General features: G+C 38.1%; 18 protein-coding genes. 4 read left to right on the forward strand and 14 right to left on the reverse strand.

What is annotated here, in order from left to right:
* Positions 1–46: 46 nt before the first annotated feature.
* The 10 genes from GSH73_RS10005 to hprK form a co-directional block, all read right to left on the reverse strand.
* A complete protein-coding gene (locus GSH73_RS10005) occupies positions 47–2,512 on the reverse strand; it encodes a beta-mannosidase (protein ID WP_014758153.1) in 2,466 nt (821 codons plus the stop codon).
* 75 nt (positions 2,513–2,587) lie between these two features.
* On the reverse strand, positions 2,588–3,631 hold the full coding sequence (locus tag GSH73_RS10010; protein WP_014758152.1) for a Gfo/Idh/MocA family protein: 1,044 nt from the start codon (positions 3,629–3,631) through the stop codon (positions 2,588–2,590).
* 76 nt (positions 3,632–3,707) lie between these two features.
* Positions 3,708–4,628 carry a sugar phosphate isomerase/epimerase family protein gene (locus GSH73_RS10015; protein WP_014758151.1) on the reverse strand — a complete coding sequence of 307 codons (921 nt, stop codon included), beginning with the start codon at positions 4,626–4,628 and terminating at the stop codon, positions 3,708–3,710.
* A gap of 13 nt (positions 4,629–4,641) precedes the next feature.
* Positions 4,642–5,376, reverse strand: coding sequence for a sugar phosphate isomerase/epimerase family protein (locus GSH73_RS10020; protein ID WP_038069964.1), 735 nt, complete (start codon positions 5,374–5,376; stop codon positions 4,642–4,644).
* 5 nt (positions 5,377–5,381) lie between these two features.
* Complete coding sequence (locus GSH73_RS10025; RefSeq protein ID WP_014758149.1) at positions 5,382–6,473, reverse strand: Gfo/Idh/MocA family protein; 1,092 nt, start codon at positions 6,471–6,473, stop codon at positions 5,382–5,384.
* Positions 6,474–6,487: 14 nt separating this feature from the next.
* Positions 6,488–7,480 (reverse strand): LacI family DNA-binding transcriptional regulator, encoded by a 993-nt coding sequence (locus GSH73_RS10030; RefSeq protein WP_014758148.1) that lies wholly within the window; start codon positions 7,478–7,480, stop codon positions 6,488–6,490.
* Positions 7,481–7,747: 267 nt separating this feature from the next.
* A complete protein-coding gene (locus GSH73_RS10035) occupies positions 7,748–9,220 on the reverse strand; it encodes a long-chain-fatty-acid--CoA ligase (RefSeq protein WP_038069968.1) in 1,473 nt (490 codons plus the stop codon).
* A gap of 16 nt (positions 9,221–9,236) precedes the next feature.
* Positions 9,237–10,172 (reverse strand): ROK family protein, encoded by a 936-nt coding sequence (locus GSH73_RS10040; RefSeq protein ID WP_038069971.1) that lies wholly within the window; start codon positions 10,170–10,172, stop codon positions 9,237–9,239.
* A 21-nt stretch (positions 10,173–10,193) separates the two neighbouring features.
* Positions 10,194–10,916, reverse strand: a complete 723-nt coding sequence (locus GSH73_RS10045; protein ID WP_014758145.1) for a phosphatase — start codon at positions 10,914–10,916, stop codon at positions 10,194–10,196.
* Positions 10,917–10,975: 59 nt separating this feature from the next.
* Positions 10,976–11,890, reverse strand: coding sequence for an HPr(Ser) kinase/phosphatase (gene hprK, locus GSH73_RS10050; RefSeq protein ID WP_014758144.1), 915 nt, complete (start codon positions 11,888–11,890; stop codon positions 10,976–10,978).
* A 154-nt stretch (positions 11,891–12,044) separates the two neighbouring features.
* Between hprK and GSH73_RS10055 the strand changes: the two genes are divergently transcribed.
* The 4 genes from GSH73_RS10055 (at position 12,045) to GSH73_RS10070 (ending at position 15,869) form a co-directional block, all read left to right on the forward strand.
* Positions 12,045–13,025, forward strand: coding sequence for a biotin--[acetyl-CoA-carboxylase] ligase (locus GSH73_RS10055; protein ID WP_038070008.1), 981 nt, complete (start codon positions 12,045–12,047; stop codon positions 13,023–13,025).
* A gap of 142 nt (positions 13,026–13,167) precedes the next feature.
* Positions 13,168–14,205 carry an ABC transporter substrate-binding protein gene (locus tag GSH73_RS10060; protein ID WP_014758142.1) on the forward strand — a complete coding sequence of 346 codons (1,038 nt, stop codon included), beginning with the start codon at positions 13,168–13,170 and terminating at the stop codon, positions 14,203–14,205.
* A 13-nt stretch (positions 14,206–14,218) separates the two neighbouring features.
* Complete coding sequence (locus GSH73_RS10065; protein ID WP_235062589.1) at positions 14,219–15,061, forward strand: ABC transporter permease; 843 nt, start codon at positions 14,219–14,221, stop codon at positions 15,059–15,061.
* Between the two features lie 37 nt (positions 15,062–15,098).
* Positions 15,099–15,869: an ABC transporter ATP-binding protein gene (locus GSH73_RS10070; RefSeq protein ID WP_014758140.1), complete on the forward strand. Its 771-nt coding sequence runs from the start codon at positions 15,099–15,101 to the stop codon at positions 15,867–15,869.
* 39 nt (positions 15,870–15,908) lie between these two features.
* Here the strand turns inward: GSH73_RS10070 and uvrC are convergent, their stop codons facing one another.
* From uvrC to GSH73_RS10090, 4 genes are read right to left on the reverse strand one after another with little or no spacing between them, the layout of a single operon-like run.
* Positions 15,909–17,759: an excinuclease ABC subunit UvrC gene (gene uvrC, locus GSH73_RS10075; protein ID WP_038070010.1), complete on the reverse strand. Its 1,851-nt coding sequence runs from the start codon at positions 17,757–17,759 to the stop codon at positions 15,909–15,911.
* Positions 17,760–17,794: 35 nt separating this feature from the next.
* Complete coding sequence (locus GSH73_RS10080; RefSeq protein WP_014758138.1) at positions 17,795–19,222, reverse strand: peptidoglycan D,D-transpeptidase FtsI family protein; 1,428 nt, start codon at positions 19,220–19,222, stop codon at positions 17,795–17,797.
* Positions 19,194–20,438, reverse strand: a complete 1,245-nt coding sequence (locus GSH73_RS10085) for an FtsW/RodA/SpoVE family cell cycle protein (protein WP_014758137.1) — start codon at positions 20,436–20,438, stop codon at positions 19,194–19,196. The genes GSH73_RS10080 and GSH73_RS10085 overlap by 29 nt, the downstream gene beginning before the upstream one ends.
* An 11-nt stretch (positions 20,439–20,449) precedes the next feature.
* Positions 20,450–20,851 (reverse strand): FHA domain-containing protein, encoded by a 402-nt coding sequence (locus tag GSH73_RS10090; protein WP_014758136.1) that lies wholly within the window; start codon positions 20,849–20,851, stop codon positions 20,450–20,452.
* Positions 20,852–20,862: the final 11 nt, after the last annotated feature.

Genomic DNA, 20,862 nt, shown 5'->3' on the forward strand with positions numbered 1-20,862 from the left:
TCCCCTGTGCATTGTGCATAGGGGACTTTTATTTCAATTTTTCTATTTACATCCTTAATATGAGATTCGAAATATCAAATATTTTTATATCCCCAGGCTCTTTTGAACATTTTAAAGTGTACTTTTCATCCGGTATCATGTTAAGAAAGTTGTCACTTAGAGAAACGTCGTTTTCTGTGTCGACAAACACTCCAAATGCAGGTACATCAGTTGAAAGAATTATGTCAGTTCCATCGACATGGTACGTAATGTTAGGTTCTGTAAGTTTAAGATTCCTAAATTTATCAAAAACATAGTAATTTTCATATATCTTTTCATCAACAATCATCCTTACGTATACGACGCTGTTTAATAGTTTCCAATTTTTCTCAACAGGAAGTGTACAATGGGATGCATCAACAGGTACCACATGAGGCACATGCTCTTCAGCAATCTGGCGCTCATCATAATGCGCTATTTTTACAACATCGTTAGCAATCAATCTTGTATTAAACTTTTTCTCCCACATCTTTTCACCATCAAGGCTGTAGCACAATACTTCCACATATGCTTCTACATCCTGCTGCAAATCGCTTATGCCGTAAATCGTTATTCCGCCGTCTTCCCCTGCGATATATGGCAAAACATTTGCAAAAAACCTGCCAGAATAATAGTAAAGAGCCTTTTTCCTTTTGTAGTAGTCTATGCAAGACCAGCTTGCTACTGGCCAACAATCATTAAACTGCCAATAAAGTGTTCCTGCCGTCTTAAATTTACGGCTTCTCCAATGCTCCACTCCTTTTTTTATGGCTTCAGCTTGATTAAACTGTGTCAAATACACAAAACTTTTGAAGTCTTTTGGGAAGCCCAGCTCACTTATCATGTACCTTATAAGCCTTTCCATGCCACTTATCTGCTTATTGTGTGATACAACAACAGGACTTAAAATACTCCTGTCTTCTTCATTCGTATACGACAAAATCGTCTTCCAATCAGGCATAGACTGAAATCCAAACTCGCTTAAAAATCTGCTTTCATCGGACAAATATTCTTTTATGTCAGCCCATCCACTCCACACGTTCCAATGATGTCTGTCACCTTCTGATTCACTGTTGGGATCTACTCCACCGTATGGGCTTGATACCCAATAAGGTCTTGAAGGATCGTATCTCTTGCATATTTGCGGAAGTATTTCCTTGTACACGTAATTCCCTAAATATTTTGGATCGCCATTGCCCCACCATGAATAAAATCCCATGTTATTTTCATTGTTTCCGCACCACAATACAATAGAAGGATGGTTTCTCAACCTGAATAAAACTTCCTTGGCCTCAGAGGCCGCCAACTGCTGGAACCACTCCAATTGATCTGGGTACTGTGCACATGCATACATAAAATCCTGCCAAACCATTATGCCCATTTCATCACACGCATCATAGAAAGCCTCATCCTCGTAAATACCGCCACCCCAGACTCTTAACATATTCATATTAGCATCTTTAGCAAGCTTTATAAATGTGTAATAATCCTCCTTGGTTATTCGTGGCAAAAAGCTATCTGCAGGTATCCAATCAGCCCCTTTGGCAAAAATCTTTATTCCGTTTATTTCAAAGATAAAGCTTTCGCCAATATCATCTTTCTCACGAAGAAGTTTTACAACTCTTATACCTGATCTGAAATTTAGCTCATCAACAACCACATCTGCCATCGTAAGCTTTATGCAAATGTCGTAAAGATTTTGTGACCCTACACCATTTGGATACCATAGCTTTGGTTCATCTATCTTAAACGCCGCATCAATTTCACCGTATGTAATTGGGACAACTTTTCTACCGCATACTTCTCCATCATATGAAATAGTGACTTCCGCCTTTAGGTCAAAATCAGCAAAATACGATATAGAGGCAGAAACCCTTACATAAGCTGCGCCATCTTTCAACTTTTCTGTGTAAAAGAACGGTTTTTCAATTGCCGCATCTTTTATGACAGATATATATACATCTCTCCACAGCCCAACTTGAACCAATCTCGGGCCCCAATCCCATCCAAATGAATACTGCGCTTTTCTAATGTATGGTCTGGCCGATTCAAACGATGATTCCAGCTTCAGAGGACTGTCTCTTTCAATGCTTCTTATCGCCTTTGTTATAGATTGAAAATACACTTCTAAAACATTGTTTTTCTCTTTTATCAAATCTGTCACATCATATTCATAGGAAATAAACATGTTTTCAGCAGTGCCTAAATAATCTCCGTTAAGGTAAATGTCCGCCAACGTGTCGATGCCTTCAAACACCAACTTGATTTCGTCAAATTCATCAGGAAATTCAAAATCGAATTCTTTTCTGTAAATCCATTCTTTATCCTCTAACTTGTGACATTCAATTTCATTCATGCGATAAAACGGATCGCCAATCTTGTTTTGAGCCATTAAATCAAGCTGAATGCATCCAGGAACTTTACCTTCAAGCCAGTCATATGAAGTCGCTTCTCTAAATTGCCATGTACCATTTAATGAAATGCGATTTTCCATGTGCCTCCTCCTTTCCCATCAAAATTTTTCGTATTTGTTATTTGTACATATTATTCATGATTTATATATTTTATTTTATAGTTCAACAGCTTTTCCTGTTTCGCTTGATTTAAATGCAGCTTCTATTATCGAATAAACTCTTTTTACTTCATCTGGTTTTACTATAAGCTCCGCTTTTCCTTCGATCGTATCGCGGACATTTGCATAAAACTCTATCCACTCCGTATCTACATCTGGAAGCTCAAAATGATCTTTTACTTCTTCCGGCCTCGGCGCAAATGTGCGGGTCGGTCCTGCTGTTGTCTCTACTATTTCCGCATCAAATTTGTCTGCAAGCTTATTTAGCTTGACAATTTCGCCATGCCCTTCAAAATCATCTACTACCAATGTCCCTTTGTCTCCTCCAACAAACCATCTCGGCAATGGCTTTAAACAAAATGTCCCAACTTCTATCTGCGCAGATAACCCATTGTCAAATTTCATCAATAGTTTGAAATAGTCGTCTACATCTTTGTTTAATACGCTAAATAGTTCAGCGTATACTCTAACTACTTTATTGGGAATCATATATAGAATTTGGTCTATAAGGTGGACACCCCAATCTAAAAGCATCCCACCGCCGCACTCTTTTTTATTCCTCCAACCGTAAATCAATCCACCTGCACCGTGTACTCTGCTTTCGATTGTATAGACATCGCCAATCATGCCTAATTCTACGGCTTTTTTCACTTTATTAAAGTCTTTATCCCATCTGCGGTTTTGATGTACTGTAAATACTACATTATTCTTTTCTGCAGCCTCTATTATTTCATCTATTTCTTTCATCGACATTGCAACAGGCTTTTCAACTATGACATTCTTTCCAGCATTGGCTGATGCCACTGCAAGATCTTTATGCACATCGTTGGGAGTTGCGATTAATACAGTATTTACTTCCTCATCTTTCAAAAATTCATCCAAATTATCATATCCTCTAAGTCCAGCCTTTTTCGCTACATCGACTTGATATGCATCAATATCGTACGCCGCTACTACATCTACACATTTAACTTTTGGGGCGTTTTTATGATGCCACATTCCCATGCCACCATAGCCTATTATTCCAAGTTTTATTGGCATCTTTCTACCTCCTATTGTGATTAAATAAAAACATTTTATAGACAAGTAGACTCGACTACTTGCCTATGTAAAGTATTTATATGAATTGTTTCAAATGATCATACCCTAATTTCAATCCCTCTTTGACTTTTTCCTCGCTGCCTTCATACAGTGGGTCTTCATGCTCGATGCTTATAACTCCATCGTATCCTACATCTTTTAAGGCTTTTATGAACTTGTTCCAATCAACTTGGCCAAGGCCAGGCATCCTAAACCTCCAATAGCCTGTTTCGCCTTTTTTATGAAATTGCCTGTTAAATACGCCATACCATTCAAGCTTATCTTTGAAGATTTCAGCGTCTTTTGCATGTACGTGGAAAATTCTATCCTTAAATGCTGGCACAACTTTTACATAATCAATTAGCTGAAATAAAAGATGCGATGGATCTAAGTTCAGTCCAAAATTCATAGACGGTATTCGCCTAAACATTTCCTCCCAAAGCTCTGGAGTAAATGATATTGTACCAGGAAGTCCTTCTCTCTGCCAACCTTCCATTGGACAATTTTCGATTATGACTTTTACTCCTTTGCTTTCCGCATAGCTTACTATATCGCCAAAGACTTCTTCAAATTCGTCAAAATTTTCTTTTAAGTTTTTCTCGGGATTTCTCCCTATAAAGGTTCCAACCATAGATGTGCCTAACATTGCTGCAGCATCTATGCACTTTTTGGTGTGATTGTTTATAAATGCCCTCTTTTCAGGATTAGGATGTAAATTATTATCGTAGTATGCCAAAGATGATATAGAAAGACCTAAATCGCTCATGTATTCTTTTATCTTTTGAGCTTCTTCTTCTGTCAGCGTCTCTACATCTATGTCACAACTGGAATAGTCTCTGTCGTTTAGCTGTGGCCAGCAAGCGATCTCTAATGATTTAAAACCATTCTCTGATGCCCACTTTGCCTTATCCAAAAGTGGCATATTTCCTAAACAAACTGTTAAAAATCCAAGATGCATAATCTATCTCTCCTCACATTTTGTTTATATTATGAAAGCTTATCTTAGCACTTTCAAGGGGCGGTCTTTTGCAAACATCTTGTTCAACTATAAACCATTTGACACCTGCCTCGAGTGAAGCGTCTATAATATCCTTAATATTCATAATACCTTCGCCAATCTCAGCAAAATCCTTTGTTGCCCCATCCATGTCCTTTAGATGTACCAAGGGCACACGACCACTGTACTTTTTAATGTAACTTGCAGGATCTTCTCCAGCATATTTGACCCAATACGTGTCTATCTCCGCCTTCAAAAAATTTGAATTTGAATTTTCATAGATCAGATCCAACCCGTATTTTCCGTCAAAGTTAACGAATTCATGATTATGATTGTGATAACAAAAAATCAATCCTTTTTCTGCACACTTCTCTCCTATTTCATTAAAAAGTTTTGCAGTTTCAATGAAATCCTCTTTCGCCTCGTATTTGTTCCAAGGGCATACAATGTATTTGTTTCCTATTTCAAGGTTGTACTCTATTTCCTTGTCGAGATTACTTTTTAGCGCATCTAAACTTATGTGACTTCCAGTCGGAGTCAATCCAAGCCGTTCTAAATGTCTTCTCATTTCATTTGCCTTTAAGCCACCGTATCCTGCAAATTCTACGCCTTTGTACCCTATCTCAGCCACTTTTTCTAAAGTACCTACAAAATCGTCTTTCAATTCATTTCTTACAGTGTATAGCTGTAATGACAACGGCAAATCCATATAAATCACCCGATTTCATTAAAGTATACTGGCTTACCAGTTTTTGAAGATGTATATATTGCCTCTAATATCTGTGATACTACGTATGCTTCCTCTGGCTTTACAACAGGTTCCGTATCGTTTATAATGCTTTCTATCCACAACCTTGCCTCTAAGTCAGCAGCATCTTCTGCCTTTCCTTCGTAAAATGCTACGCCGCCTGAACTTAAATCGATTTTTGTAGTGTACAATCGCCCATTCATCTCTCCATTGATCCTAAGCCCATCTTTCATGTCAGCTCCACCTTCTGTCCCACACAATGTGGTCTTGGCTTCATCCACATCGAGAGAATTTAAGGCCCAACTGGATTCTAAAACGATCGTTGCACCATTTTCCATTGTTATAAAGCCAAAGGCCGAATCTTCCACCGTAAATTTATCAGGATCCCATGGTCCCCAAGCATTCGCTGCATTTCTTTTTTCAGCTAATTTACGGTATGTATTTCCGACAACGTATTTAGGCTTGTAATTGTTCATCATCCAAAGGGTCAAATCAAGTGCATGTGTGCCAATATCTATAAGAGGTCCTCCGCCTTGTTCTTCTTCGTTTAAAAATACTCCCCATGTAGGAACAGCACGCCGCCTTATGGCATGTGCCTTTGCAAAGTATATCTCACCTAAGACGCCGTCTTGGCATAATTTGTGCAGATACTGAGAGTCCGGTCTAAAGCGGTTTTGATACCCTATTGTCAACTTCTTTCCAGTTCTTTTTGCAGCATCCAGCATCTTTTTAGCATCATTAGCAGTCTTTGCCATAGGTTTTTCACACATGACGTGCTTTCCAGCTTCTAATGCATCAACTGTTATATCTGAATGTGATTTATTTGGTGTACACACGTGCACCACATCAATGCTTTTATCCTCTAAAAGCTTTCTGTAGTCATTATACGTTTTAGCACCATCTACACCATAATCTTTTGCAGCCTTTAATGCTTTCTCCTCTTTTACATCGCAAAAAGCAACCATTTCTACATTGTAAAGCTTTGACAGGGATGGCATGTGCTTGCCATTTGCTATGCCTCCACAACCTATTATTCCAACTCTTATCTTCTCTCCCATAAAAATTTCCTCCTTCATTTCACAGTAGAATGCCTTATTATCAATTCATGTTCTAAAACTATGTTTTCTTTATTACCTCCTTTATTTTCTATTTGCTTTATGAGTAGCTCCATCGCAGTACAACCTATATCGTACTTTGGCTGAGACACCGTTGTAAGAGACGGATTGTACATGGGAGCAAAACTTATATTGTCAAATCCAACAATGCCAATGTCATCAGGTACCTTCAAACCATTTTCACAACATGATTTAATTGCTCCAATAGCCATTATGTCTGATATGGCAAATATTGCTGTAATCTCTTTGTGATCATTTAAGAGACCTTGTGCTGCCCTGAAGCCGCTTTTAAATGAATAATCGCCGTACCTTATGTAGTCGGGATTAAAAGGAATTCCTGAATCCTCTAAAGCACTTTTATATCCTTCTTCTCTGTGTTTTGTGGACAAAAAATTATTTTTGCAGCTAATAAGTCCGATGTGCTTATGCCCTAATCCAATCAGATGCTTTACCGCCTTGTACGATGCTTTGTAGTTATCTATAGAGACGTGTGAGACATTTGCACCTTCTTTGTACTCGCAGCACTGCACAACAGCGTATCTTTCTCCTATCTCGTTAAGCTCATCCTTATCCATCTCAGGCGCCATGAAGATTACGCCGTCAGACAACCTGTTCTTTAAAAGCTCCAGGTACATCTTTTCTCTTTCAATGTTGGAATCTGTATTGCAAAGCATCACACCATACCCATTCTTTTGCGCCACATCCTCTATGCCTTTTACTATTCTTGCGTAAAATGGATTTGATATTGTAGGAAGCAATACCAGAACCATCTTAGTCTCCATCCTGCGGAGATTTCTGCCTAAAAGATTAGGATTGTAGTTTAGCCTTTTTATGACAGATAAGACTCTTTCTCTCGTCTCATCCGAGACGCCAGGACTGTTATTCAAAACCCTAGATATTGTAGCAACTGAAACACCAGCTTCTTTGGCAACATCTTTTATCGTTATCATGGCAGCTCCTTCGTAATTGATTACTATAATTTTAGGTGAAATTTCCTTGATTTTAACTCATTAATAACTCTTGCTAAAACTATTTTACGTAACGGATTACATAAATATCATAAATCAAGTTTTCCATCATGTCAATTTCAATAGCTGCTTCCAGTTTTATATTTCCAGCAATTTGACGTATCTACCTTCAAATAACTTTTATTTGCTTCCATTTTTGCGCAATTGAAACTTGTCCTAAAAAAAGCCACGCTCATGACGTGGCTTTTATCATTTAAGCAACTTCTTTAGCACTTTACCTGTTGGGCTCTTAGGAAGTTCATTGACAAATTCAAATATCTTAGGAATTTTGTATTTTGCCAATTTATCGTGCAAGAAGCTTTGCAGCTCTTTTCTGTCTGCAGTCTTTCCATCCTCCAACACGATAAACGCCTTTACTTCCTCTCCTTTGTATTTATCGCCGACTCCAATGACTGCAGCTTCTCTTACTGCAGGGTGCTCCATAATGGCTTCTTCTACTTCTCTTGGATATACATTAAATCCTCCCAAGATGATCATGTCTTTCAATCTATCAACAATGTAATAATAGCCATCTTCGTCTTTTTTTGCAAGATCACCTGTATGAAGCCATCCATTTCGCAAGGTTTTCGCTGTCTCATCAGGCATGTTGTGATAGCCCACCATTATGTTGGAACCTTTTAAAATAAGCTCTCCCACCTCACCAACTGGCACTTCATTGTCATCCTCATCTACTATTTTAGCTTCATTGCATGGAAGGGGAAGTCCTATGGAGCCTGGCTTTCTTATTTCATCAGCTCCAAGCGGATTCAGCAAAGCCACCGGCGCAGCTTCTGACAATCCGTATCCTTCAACCAAAGGGAAATTAAACTTTTCCTCAAAACCCCTTTGCACTTCTGGCGCTAACGGCGCACCACCTGAGATAGCAAGCCTTAATGCTTTAAACTGCCCTTTTTCCACCATTCTAATCAAAAATGCAAAAATAGATGGAACACCGCAAAATACCGTTATATCTTCATTTAAAAGCGTCTCCAACGTATCCTTCGGCATGAAGCTGTCTTTGATAGTAACTGTGCTTCCAAGGTACAGTGCCAGCAGCACATTTACCGTCCATGAAAAGCTGTGGAAAAGCGGCAGCACACACAAAAAGTTGTCATCTGGACCTAAATCAGATATTTCATCCATAGCTATCACATCAGCTTCAAAATTTCTATGCGTAAGCATAGCGCCTTTTGGCTTACCAGTTGTCCCAGATGTGTATAGGTATGTGCAGACCTCATCATCATTTATCTCAACTTGCTTAAAATCGTCATGTTTCATTATCTTTTGCTTTGTTTCATCATTTAAGACTACTATGTTTTTTAAATTTAGCTTGCCGAAAGCTGATACATCCACATTTTTAAGTACAACTGGATGCACTATAATCGTATCCGCTCCAGACTCTTTGACGACGTACTGGATTTCTTCCATAGTGTACATGAGGTTTAAAGGAATTGTAATAGCTCCAGCCTTAGCGGAACCTAAATACGCAAAAACAAATTCAGGGCAGTTTGGCATACTGAGTATGACTCTATCGCCTTTTTTGACACCTAAAGATTGAAGATAGGATGCATAGCTATTTACGTATTTAGGCAAATCGCCGTATGTTATTGTCTCACCTTTAAACTTTATGGCAACGTGATCCTTTAAATTTGCGTTTTTTTCATAAAATTGATAAATCTTCACATTAAAACCCCTTTTCTTAGAGAATTGCCGCACCTATTATTCCTGCATCATTTCCAAGCTCTGCCTTTCTGATGTCAGCATACGGCAGATCTTTGAAAAGTATATTTTTGCTTACTTCTTCTTTAAGTGGCTTTAGAAGGAAATCACCAGCATTGGCAACGCCGCCTCCTATGATGACAACTTCTGGATCAAGTATGTTTATGATATTAACGATTCCTATGGCAAGATGCTTTACGTAGTCATCAAATATGAGCATTGCCGCTTCGTCAAATTGTCTTGCAGCATCAATTACATTTTTAGCCGTTATGGATTCAATCTCACCGCCAGCCAATTTAAGTATAAGCGAATCGCTGTTTTCCATGACGGCTTTTTTGCCTTCTCTGATTAAAGCCGTCGCAGAAGCAAAAGTCTCAAGACAGCCAACCTTGCCGCAATTGCACAAAACCCCATTGTCGCCAATCACAATGTGACCCAGCTCAGGGGCAAAATGGTGCGAACCGTTAAACACCTTGCCATTTAATATATATCCAGAACCTACACCTGTGCCTAGAGTTATGGTGACAGACGAATTTGTACCTTTTCCAGCTCCAAATATGCCTTCTGCAAGTTCAGCTACATTTGCATCGTTATCCATGTTTATAGGCACATCGATGTATTTATGTATTTCCTTTACTAACGGCACCTTCGTCCAATAGAGATTTACAGCTCTTAAAACAATGCCTTTTTCATTATCAGCAACACCTGGAACACCAATTCCCATAGCCTCAATTTGAGATACATCAAGCCCACACCTTTTCACAAGCTCCAATGAAATTTCAGCAATATCTTTAGCAATGGCGGCATATCCTCTCTTAGGCTCTGTAGGCCTTGATCCTGTGGCTACTATCTTACCGTCTTTGTCGACTAATCCAACAGCTATGTTTGTCCCTCCTATATCAACACCAATCCTCATATTACACTCCTCCTCTTTAACTCAATATCTAAGTTTCCCTTTTGATTTTAAATAATCTTTAAATTTGCCTACATCTGTATTCAAAATATATTCATCTTCAATATTTGCGCTTTCGATTACTTCTAAAGCCTTGTCAAATCTTCCTACATCAAACGATATATGCGCATCGCTTCCAACACAAATCTTTATATTTTTCATTGAAGCCTTTTTGGCTATCAAAAGGCAATTATCATAGCTTCCGACTCTGGAAGATACAAAAGAACTGTTGTTTATCTCTATACACGTATCATGTTCCAATGCCGCTTCTAATACTCTGTCAACATCGATCTCAAACAAAGGATTGCCGGGATGACCGATGATATCTACATATGGATTTTTCATCGCATTAATGATGGCTTCAGTATTTGATTCTACATCCCTGTAAGGAAAACACACATCATGAAGGCTGGCAATGACGACATCCATCTTTTTTAAGATTTCATCTGGAACATCGAGACTTCCATCTCTATCCATTATATTTGCTTCAACACCTCTTAATATTTCAACGCCATATATCTCTCTTGGCATGACTTTTAAATTGCCAAAGTGAAAGATGTGTGGCCCACCAGGCATTTTTGGTCCATGATCGGTCATGCAGATAAGCTTAAGACCTTTTTCAGATGCTGCTTTGGCATTTTCCATTATCGTACTGTATGCATGTCCACTTGCTACCGTATGTGTATGTGTATCAAGTAAAAGATTCATCAGACTTTGCATCCCTTTCGAATATAAAAATTTAAAACAATCACTACAACAATTATATTTTATGTGGAAATCTGTTTCAACAATTTTTTATTAAGCTCATGGGCAGCGTTGTAACCCATTTGTTTCTGCCTATGATTCATGGCCGCGACTTCAACTATTATGGCAAGATTTCGCCCTGGCCTTACAGGTATAGTCAATTTTGGAACTTTTATGTCTAAAAACTTTATGTAATCGTCATCAAGTCCCAGCCTATCATAGTACTTGTCTTCATCCCATTCCTCTAATTGTATCACTAAATCGATGTTCATGTTGTCCCTGACTGAGCCAACACCGTAAAGCGTTTTTATATCAAGTATTCCTATTCCCCTTATCTCTATATAATGTCGTATTATATCGGGTGAACTTCCTTGCAAGACGTAATCACTGATTTTCCTGATCTCTGTTGCATCATCAGCCACAAGCCTGTGACCTCTTTTTATAAGCTCAAGGGCTGTCTCGCTTTTACCTATGCCGCTTTCTCCCAATAAAAGCACACCAACGCCATATACATCTACAAGATCTCCATGAATAGTAATCTGCGGTGCCAATTTTTCTTCCAAATAATTAATAAGTCTGCTTATGAATTTTGTAGATGATTCCTTTGTCCTCAACAGATAACGGCCATGCTTTTGTGCCGCATCTACGATTTCTCTTTTAATATTCAATCCCCTTGTGACGATTACGCAAGGCACAGGGTATTCAAAAAATTTATCAGCCCTTTCGGCTAACAAATCGAGAGGCATTTCGTCTATAAAAGCCGTTTCCACCATCCCTATGACTTGAACTCTCTCTTTAGCAAAATGCTCATAAAATCCCGAAAATTGAAGACCCGGTCTATTTACATCACTTGTGGTTATATCGATCTTTTCCTTAGCTTCTACTATGACTTCTAAGTTCAGATCTTTAATTAAATCCTCAACAGAAACACTTAACAAATCTATTACCTCCTAACCGGCACTGCTGACCTTTACATTAATTATATTATTTTATATCAAATATGTAAATAAATTACCTTATTTAATAAACTATTTGTCGCTAATTATTTTTCTTGTATAATAGACTTGAATCTAAAATTAAGGGTGAGCAATGTTGCTAAGAAATGATGTTTTGTTGATTTTGAAATCAAATAAAGGAAAATATACATCAGGTCAAGAGCTGTGCGACAAGTTAAATGTTTCAAGGACAGCAGTGTGGAAATGCATAAATGAGTTGAAGTCAGATGGTTACATCATAGGCTCCAAGCACAAATCAGGATATATTCTGATAGAAGAACCTGACGTAATAAACTACACCGAAATATCTCCACATCTAAAAACTAATTTTATAGGAAGAAACTATCTGTACTTTGACAGCATATCATCCACAAATGACTATGCAAAAGAAATAGCTTCAGACTCTCCTGACGGGACGACGATTGTTGCAGAAGAACAGACATCTGGAAGAGGTCGCATGGGAAGGCAGTGGGTTTCTTACAAAAAACAAGGCATATGGATGTCCATTATACTCAAACCGAATATAGCACCTAATGATGCAGTTAAACTGACGCAAGTCGCAGCAGTATCATTGGTAGACGCAATAAGAGAAACGACAAATTTGACGTCTTACATAAAATGGCCAAATGATATTATCGTGAATGGCAAAAAAGCTTGTGGAATCCTGACAGAAATGAATGGTGAAATAGACAAGATAAATTTTATAGTGGTGGGCATAGGAGTAAATGTCAATGTTGACAGTTTTCCAGTTGATTTGCAGGATAAGGCCACATCCCTTTCCATTGAGGCTTCGAAAAAAATAGATAGAAAGCTTTTAACGGCGTCTATGTTAAACAATTTTGAAAGGTATTATCGTACATTCCTTGATAAGGGATTTTTCAGCATTAGAAATCTGTGCAAAAAATACTCATTGACATTGGGGAAAGATGTAAAAGTCATCATGAACAATAAAGAATATGTAGGGCAAGCTGTTGACATAGGCGATGATGGCAGTCTCATCGTCGCATTCAAAAATGGCGAAAAAAAAGCGATAACATCTGGTGAAGTGTCGATAAGAGGTCTAATTGATTACGTATAATATATACTTTCAAATATACGCACTACACACTGAAGAATCAATTTTTTTTAGTCGAATTTATTAACATTTGATAGAACCTTTTATTTATTTGTTGAATAAGATAAAGTAAAAGTTATTCCAAATAAATAAAAGGAGGCGCAATATGAAAAAAATCATTTCACTTCTTTTCATTCTCATATTTATCATCTCTATAAGCGGCTGTGGAAAAGACCAAAAAAGCACAGCCGTAAACAAAGTAGAAACCGTAAAAGTCGCATTTGATGATTCTCCGTCTGAATCAGGCATAATCTTAGCTGACAAATTAGGCTTTTTCGCAAAACAAGGTATAAAAATCGAATATGTAAAATTTAATTCAGGCGCTGATGAGCTCTCAGCAATGGCATCAAATCAAGTTGATGTAAGCAGAGGGATAATAAACGCAGGACTTTTCAACGCTTGGAATAGCGGCATAGATATTAAGCTTGTAGCAGATGGAGGACATAATATACCAGGAAAAGGTTACTTTCAAATAGCCTTAAAAAAAGGATTAGGGCAGAAAGTCAAAGACTTTAAAGATTTGAAAGGTTTAAGGATAGCCATAGCGTCTACAGGATCAATAAACGAACTGTTTGTTCAAAAGGCATTAGAAAAAGGCGGTTTAACTGACAAAGATATAACATTTGTAGTCGTAGACTCTTTTCCGGATATGCTGACCGCTGTCGCCAACGGAAGCGCAGATGCAGCTATGGAAATAGAGCCTCTCATAACTAAAGGTGTAGAAGAAAACATCCTTGAATGGTGGAAAGACCCTGATGAGTACATTAAAGGCGAAGAAATATCCGTTTTAATGTACAGCCCAAATTTTTCTAAAAATAAAGATTTAGGCAACAGGTTTATGATCGCTTATCTGCAAGGCGTTAGAGCCTATAACGATGCATTTATTACAGGGAACAAAGACCAAGACAAGATAATAAGCATACTTACAAAATACACATTTGTAAACACACCAGAGACATTTAAAAAGATGAAGCCACCAGGACTTGATCCAAATGGTCACGTCTTAAAGCAAGGTGTTTTAAATGATCTCAATTGGTACATGAGCAAGGGAATGGTAAAAAAAGCACCTGACGTCAATAAATTTGTAGACGACTCGTACGTTGAAAATGCGTTAAAAGTTTTAGGGACTTATAAAAGCCCATAATCTGGCATAAGGAGTGATTCGCTTGAACAGCACCAACGTATTAAAAAAAAGCAATGCAAATACAAATGTTAAAAGCAAAAAAGATAAAAAACTCAAAGACGAGGCAAAATCCAACAAGTTTATACAGCAAATAGTATCGCCTATAGCCATTTTAATCATATGGGAAATACTGGCTGATTTGAAGTTGATTGACACCAGATTTTTCCCTGCTCCATCCATGATATTTCACTCGTTTATAAATCTTTTAACAACAGGCATACTCTTAAACGATTTGTCTGTAAGTCTATTTAGAATCATTGGCGGATTTATAGTAGGAGCTGTACCTGGGCTTATAATAGGGCTTACAATGGGGCTTTTCCCTATAATCAGAAATATATTAGACCCCATCGTAGCCGCCACATATCCTATACCAAAATTAGCCTTAATGCCACTTATCATGATAATATTTGGGCTTAACGACTTGGAAAAAATAGTCGTCATCGCCATAGGCACTTTTTTCATCGTCCTTATGAATACAGCAGCAGGTGTAATAAATTTAGATAAAATATACATGGATGTGGCAAGAAACTATGGAGCATCGAAAAAAGACTACTACTTGACAGTCGCCCTTCCTGGAGCACTGCCGATGATATTTACCGGCTTGAAACTCGGCATGGGAATGGCTCTTTTGCTCATAGTAGCTGCAGAAATGAACGGTGCAAGCTCAGGCATAGGGTATAGGATATGGGAATCTTACAATATATTTGACATACCTGCCATGTTCGTTTCCTTCATAATCATGTCAATATTAGGATACGTATTTACAATTATTTTGGATTTAATAGAAAAATTGATAATTCCTTGGAAGCACAGTTAACATATCAAACCAATCTCAATAAAGACGGTGATGTTTTATGAAAGATATTAAAGTCGAACTGAAAAATCTGACAAAAAAGTTTAAGATCAAGAAAAATATCGTAACTGCTTTTGAAGACATTTCTTTGCAAATCAAGGAAGGTGAATTTTGGTGCTTCGTAGGTCCCAGCGGATGCGGAAAAACGACACTATTGCGCGTATTAGCAGGACTTGAAACTCCCACAGACGGGACAATTTGCATTAAGCATGTAGATGACAGCAAGCCTCTTAACTCCATGGTCTTTCAAGAACACGCCATATTTCCATGGATGGATGTAAAAAACAACATAGCTTATGGGCTTAAAATGAGAAAGCTGAAGCCTAATCAAATAGATGATATAGTAGATTTCTATATCGATAAGATGGGTCTTACTCCTTTCAAACACGCTTATCCACATCAATTATCAGGTGGCATGAAGCAGAGAGTTTCCATCGCCAGGGCATTTGCCAATGACCCAGAAATATTGCTTATGGACGAACCTTTTGCAAACTTAGATGAGCAAAACAGAGTTCTCCTCCAGCAGGAACTTCTAAAAATATGGGAAAAAAGCGGAAAAACAGTCATATTCGTCACCCACAGCATAGACGAAGCCATATTCCTATCAGATAAAATAATGCTTATGACCAGACATCCTGGCAAAATAAAAAACATCTACGATATAAACATAAAAAGGCCAAGGATAATCGAAGAAATAAGATCGTCGCCGCAGTATGCAGATATATTTCAGGATATCTGGCTAAGCTTGCGCCAAGAGGTATCATATTCTTAATGATGCTTCTTTTGTTGTAGTATTCTTTAATTCCGTTTATCAATGACCTCTAAAATAATCATATACGGCATTAGCAGCTTTCTCATTCATTCCTTCAACTTTTTTAAGCTCATCGACTGTAGCATTTTTAATACCGTCGATTGTTTTAAAAGCCTCATACAGCGCTTTCATCCGCTTCTCGCCAATGCCTGGTATATTTAAAAGATCGCTTCTTAGCTTCTTGCTTTTTGTATCTTTGTGAAATGTGATAGCAAATCTGTGGGCTTCATCTTGAATTTCAGCCACAAGCCTAAAAGCCCTACCAGTCATAGGCATATCTATTTCTCCATCAGGCGAAACTAATCCTCTCGTCCTGTGCTTTGAATCCTTTACCATCCCATACACAGGAATGTCAACATTTAATTGCTGCAACGCTTCTATTGCTGTCTTGACATGACCCAGTCCACCGTCAACAAGAATGAGATCTGGCATAATGTGAAACTTAGCTTTCTCCTCTTTAAGCTCACCAGTCTCAATCTGCTTTTGTTCCTTAAGCCCGTGAGATATTCTTCTTGAGATGACTTCTCTCATGCTGCCGTAATCATCTTGCCCCTCAACCGTCTTTATGATGAACTTTCTGTACGACGATTTATGAGGTTTTCCATCTACAAATACGACCATCGATGCTACATTATCGGTTCCCCTTATGTTTGATATGTCAAAAGCCTCAATTCTCTCGGCATAGTCAATTCCTACAAGGTTAGATAGCTCTGATACAGCATCGTTTTTATGCCTCTCCATCTTTAAGTTTACGTCATTTTTCAAAGCTTCAAGGGCGTTCTCATATACCATATCTACCAGCTCTTTCTTCTTACCCCTTGATGGAACGACGATAGACACCTTATTTCCACGCTTTTCAGAAAGCCATTCCATCAAAACATCCTTTTCTTCCATCTCCACATCCAATATAATCTCTTTTGGCACATACGGTGCACTGTCGTAAAATTGCTTTATAAAAGACGCCATAATATCGCTTCTATCCATGTCATCAGTATTTTTCATAAAATAATGTTCTCTTCCGCTTACTTTTCCATCTCTTATAAAAAACACTTGAATACAAGCATCCTCTGCGCTTCTTGCCATAGATATTACATCTTGATCTTCTAAAGATGCAGAAACTATTTTCTGCTTCTCTGATGTCTTCTCGATTCCGTATATTTGATCTCTTAATTTTGCAGCCTTCTCAAATTCCATGTTTTCCGCTGCCTTTTCCATCTCTTCCTTTAGCTTTTTAAGCAGCACATCCCGCTTGCCTTCTAAAAACATCAATGCATCATCTGTCAGTTTTCTGTATTCCTCTTTTGTTATACGGCCTGCACACGGTGCTGAGCACAATCCAATGTGATAATACAGACATTCTCTGCCTTTGCCCATATCTCTCTCTATGTTTCTGTTGCATGACCTTAAAGGAAACATATGTCTTAAAAGTTTTATCGTCTCCCTTACCGCAAATGCGCTGCTGTAAGGTCCAAAATATTTAGCACCGTCCATTTCAACTCTTCTGGTGAATACAATTCTTGGATAGTCTTCATTTACAGTTATCTTTATATATGGGTAGTTTTTATCGTCTTTAAGCAATATGTTGTACTTAGGCTTATGCTTTTTTATTAAGTTGCATTCTAATATTAGAGCCTCCAATTCTGTATCTGTCACAATGTACTCAAAATCTGCAACATGCTTTACCATTGTTCTGACTTTTGGAAGCTGATTTGACTGATTTTGAAAATACTGCCTTACGCGATTTTTTAAGATGACAGCCTTTCCAACGTAAATAATCTTGCCGCTTGAATCTTTCATTATATAGACACCTGGTTTGTCAGGCAACAATTTTAATTTTTCTTCAATGTTTATCATATCATCACCTTAAATGGTATATTTACACTATATCAATAGCCTAAATACGCCTTCATGATTTCTCTGGCAATAGGCGCAGCAGTAGCTCCACCAGCGCCGCCATTTTCTATGATTACTGAGACGACGATCTTTGGATCGTCAGCAGGTGCAAATCCTACAAACCAAGCATGTGCTTGCCCATGTGGATTTTCTGCAGTACCTGTTTTGCCTGCGACAGTAATGCCTGGTATCTGCGCCGCCGTACCTGTACCTTGCTGCACAACACCTATCATAAGCTGTTTTATCTTATCAGCTACATCTTTTGTTATCGGATTTAGATATTTTTCGGGTGTCGTCTTTTCTAATATCTCACCAGTGACTGGATTTTTGACGTAATCCATAAGATATGGTTTCATGATAACCCCGCCATTCGCAGGCGCCGAAGCCATCAAAGCCATCGTCAATGGCGTAACTAAAATCTTGCCTTGACCAATGGAACTTTCTGCTAATTGAACCTTGCCGTTTATCAGCGGAATTGATGGAAACTGATTTTTTTCAACAGGTATGTCAAATGGAACGCTGTCATTCAGTCCATACTTGTTGGCCATCGCTTCTAAATTCGAACGCCCCAGTTGAAGTCCTATCTTTACAAAAGAGGTATTGGAAGAAACGTAAAATGCCTTTTGAAACCCTATAGTCCCATAGGCTATGTTGTCATAGTTTGTGATCTTATTCCCATCAACTGTTACATACCCTATATCATTAAATGTTTGATTGTAAATGTCAGGTTTGTACGTCAAAGCAGCAGAGGCCGTTATAATTTTAAATATTGAACCTGGAGGGTACAATCCCTGCGTGGCTCTGTTTAAAACGACGTGGTCAGGGCTGTTCATCACGCTGCTCCAGTTTTCGCCTAAAGTATTTGGGTCGTAGGATGGGGACGATGCTAACGCCAGCACCGCGCCTGTCTTTGGATCTAAAGCCACCACAGCACCTTTTCTTCCACCTAAAAGGCCATACGCCAAATCCTGCAGTCTTTTATCTACAGTCAGTACCACATCATCCCCAACCTGACTTTTGCCTAAGACAGTCTCTCTTAAAAAAGTCATAGGATCTGTATTGATCATCCCCAACAGTTCTCTGTCGTACGTGTTTTCTATGCCTGTACTACCTTGTTGATATATCCTCCTGCTGTAGCCGATTATATCTGCAAAAGGCACGCCATCGAGATACTGCCTAATTTGTTCACCATTCACGATAGTGCTTTTTGCCAAGACATTGCCATTTCTATCATAAATGCTTCCCCTTAAAATCTTTTTTTCCTGTTCAATCAGCCTTTTGTTATAGACGCTGTATGAGCTTGTAATAAGTTTATTCTTTTCATACAATTGAAAGTACGAAAGGTACGCTATGAGGCTAAAAAAAAGAATTGAAAAGACGGCAAAAAGTATTTTAATGTTGCGGTTCATACTGTTCAACATCCTCATCCTCTCTTACTGCGATGCCGTTTAACATGCCCAATGTTATAAAGCTCATTACCATTGAACTTCCGCCGTAGCTTACAAAAGGAAGTGTTACGCCTGTCAGTGGTATGAATTTTATGACGCCGCCTATTATTGTAAAAACCTGTAAACTGAATATACTGATAAGTCCTATCGCGATCAAAGCACCAAATTCATCTTTGGCATCGAGAGCGACTTTTATGCCTCTATACATTATCACAAAGTAGACCAAGATTATAGCGACAGCTCCCAACATTCCAAACTCTTCACTGATGGCTGAAAAAATAAAATCGCTGGCCACAACCGGAATATATTCGGGATGCCCCATGCCAAGGCCCGTACCAAAAAAGCCACCTGCACCTATTGCAAAGAGAGACTGGGCGATTTGGTATGTCTTTCCAGGAACATCCATCCACGGATTTAGCCATGCCTGTATCCTTACTCGAACATGGTTAAAAAGAAAATATGAAATGACGCCTCCAATTCCTAAAAAAGCTGTCCCCACGCCTGTGTAAAGCACGCTTGAAGTTGCCACAAATATCATAAACATCGTTGTAAGGTAAAATAATAGCGCAGTGCCAAGGTCTTTTTCAATCACTAAAACTCCTACAATTAAAATTGTTATTGCGCCTATTTTTATTACGTCATTTGTAGTCTTATGGTCTTTTAAATACCTTGCAAGGTATATGATATAAATTATCTTTACCACTTCAGAGGGCTGTACTGAAACAGAACCAAACGTAAGCCAGTTTTTAGAGCCACCTATTTCCTTTCCAAATATAAACGTAGAAAAAAGCAAAATAAAGGATATTGCCAAATACACGTAGTCGCCGTACTTAACTTTGTAAAAAAAATCATAATGCAGAGAAGCGTATGATGAGGCGAAGTACAAAATAAAGCCTATAAATATCCAGGCAATTTGCTTCAATATCAAATCAGGGGCTACTCTGTATATCATTATGAGGCCCATCTCTGCCAAAAAAGAGCTTAATATGATAAGTTGGATTTCTCCCATCGGAAAAAGCCTCACGTGCAAATAATAAACGATGTAAATAAGCGGCAAAAAGGCTAACGTGAAGTAAATCGTGTCAAACCCTTTAGGTTTATGATATATAAAAAGCAACATAAACGCAATTACAAATATCAAAAAAATATCTTTCATAGCCTTAGAGCCAGTCTTAACATACTCTTCCATCAAATACCACCTTAAATCAAAAATCTGTACTCTTCATTCCCCAATTTTATTACATCTTCATTTTTCAATCTGGCGATGTTTTTTACGCGCCTACCATTTACAAATGTCCCGTTTGTGCTATTTAGATCTTGTATGATGTATTTTTTGCCTTTTTTTCTGATCATGGCATGTTTGCTGGATACATAAGGATTATCAACGACTATATCACAATCATCGGCTCTGCCTATTGTCGTCACTTCAAAAAGGTTAAAACTGCCCATGCCTGAAAGAGAAACCAACTTTGCCTTTGTAATCTCTCTTTCTTTTCTTACACCCTTAATGTCAAGGTAAATAATCTTAAAAACTCTGTACAAAAAAAGATATATAAGCAGTAATAATACATATTTTAATATGTTTGCTGCCAGTTGATACATAAAAACACCTC

Source organism: Thermoanaerobacterium aotearoense (assembly GCF_009905255.1).
In the GTDB taxonomy this organism is placed as follows: domain Bacteria; phylum Bacillota; class Thermoanaerobacteria; order Thermoanaerobacterales; family Thermoanaerobacteraceae; genus Thermoanaerobacterium; species Thermoanaerobacterium aotearoense.

Excerpts from the sequence above, each read along its gene's own strand:
- GSH73_RS10005 (WP_014758153.1), bottom strand. The coding sequence starts at position 2,512 with ATGGAAAATCGCATTTCATTAAATGGTACATGGCAATTTAGAGAAGCG.
- GSH73_RS10010 (WP_014758152.1), bottom strand. The coding sequence starts at position 3,631 with ATGCCAATAAAACTTGGAATAATAGGCTATGGTGGCATGGGAATGTGG.
- GSH73_RS10015 (WP_014758151.1), bottom strand. The coding sequence starts at position 4,628 with ATGCATCTTGGATTTTTAACAGTTTGTTTAGGAAATATGCCACTTTTG.
- GSH73_RS10020 (WP_038069964.1), bottom strand. The coding sequence starts at position 5,376 with ATGGATTTGCCGTTGTCATTACAGCTATACACTGTAAGAAATGAATTG.
- GSH73_RS10025 (WP_014758149.1), bottom strand. The coding sequence starts at position 6,473 with ATGGGAGAGAAGATAAGAGTTGGAATAATAGGTTGTGGAGGCATAGCA.
- GSH73_RS10030 (WP_014758148.1), bottom strand. The coding sequence starts at position 7,480 with ATGATAACGATAAAAGATGTTGCCAAAGAAGCTGGTGTTTCAGTTGCT.
- GSH73_RS10040 (WP_038069971.1), bottom strand. The coding sequence starts at position 10,172 with ATGAGGATTGGTGTTGATATAGGAGGGACAAACATAGCTGTTGGATTA.
- GSH73_RS10045 (WP_014758145.1), bottom strand. The coding sequence starts at position 10,916 with ATGAATCTTTTACTTGATACACATACACATACGGTAGCAAGTGGACAT.
- GSH73_RS10060 (WP_014758142.1), top strand. The coding sequence starts at position 13,168 with ATGAAAAAAATCATTTCACTTCTTTTCATTCTCATATTTATCATCTCT.
- GSH73_RS10070 (WP_014758140.1), top strand. The coding sequence starts at position 15,099 with ATGAAAGATATTAAAGTCGAACTGAAAAATCTGACAAAAAAGTTTAAG.
- GSH73_RS10080 (WP_014758138.1), bottom strand. The coding sequence starts at position 19,222 with ATGTTGAACAGTATGAACCGCAACATTAAAATACTTTTTGCCGTCTTT.
- GSH73_RS10085 (WP_014758137.1), bottom strand. The coding sequence starts at position 20,438 with ATGGAAGAGTATGTTAAGACTGGCTCTAAGGCTATGAAAGATATTTTT.
- GSH73_RS10090 (WP_014758136.1), bottom strand. The coding sequence starts at position 20,851 with ATGTATCAACTGGCAGCAAACATATTAAAATATGTATTATTACTGCTT.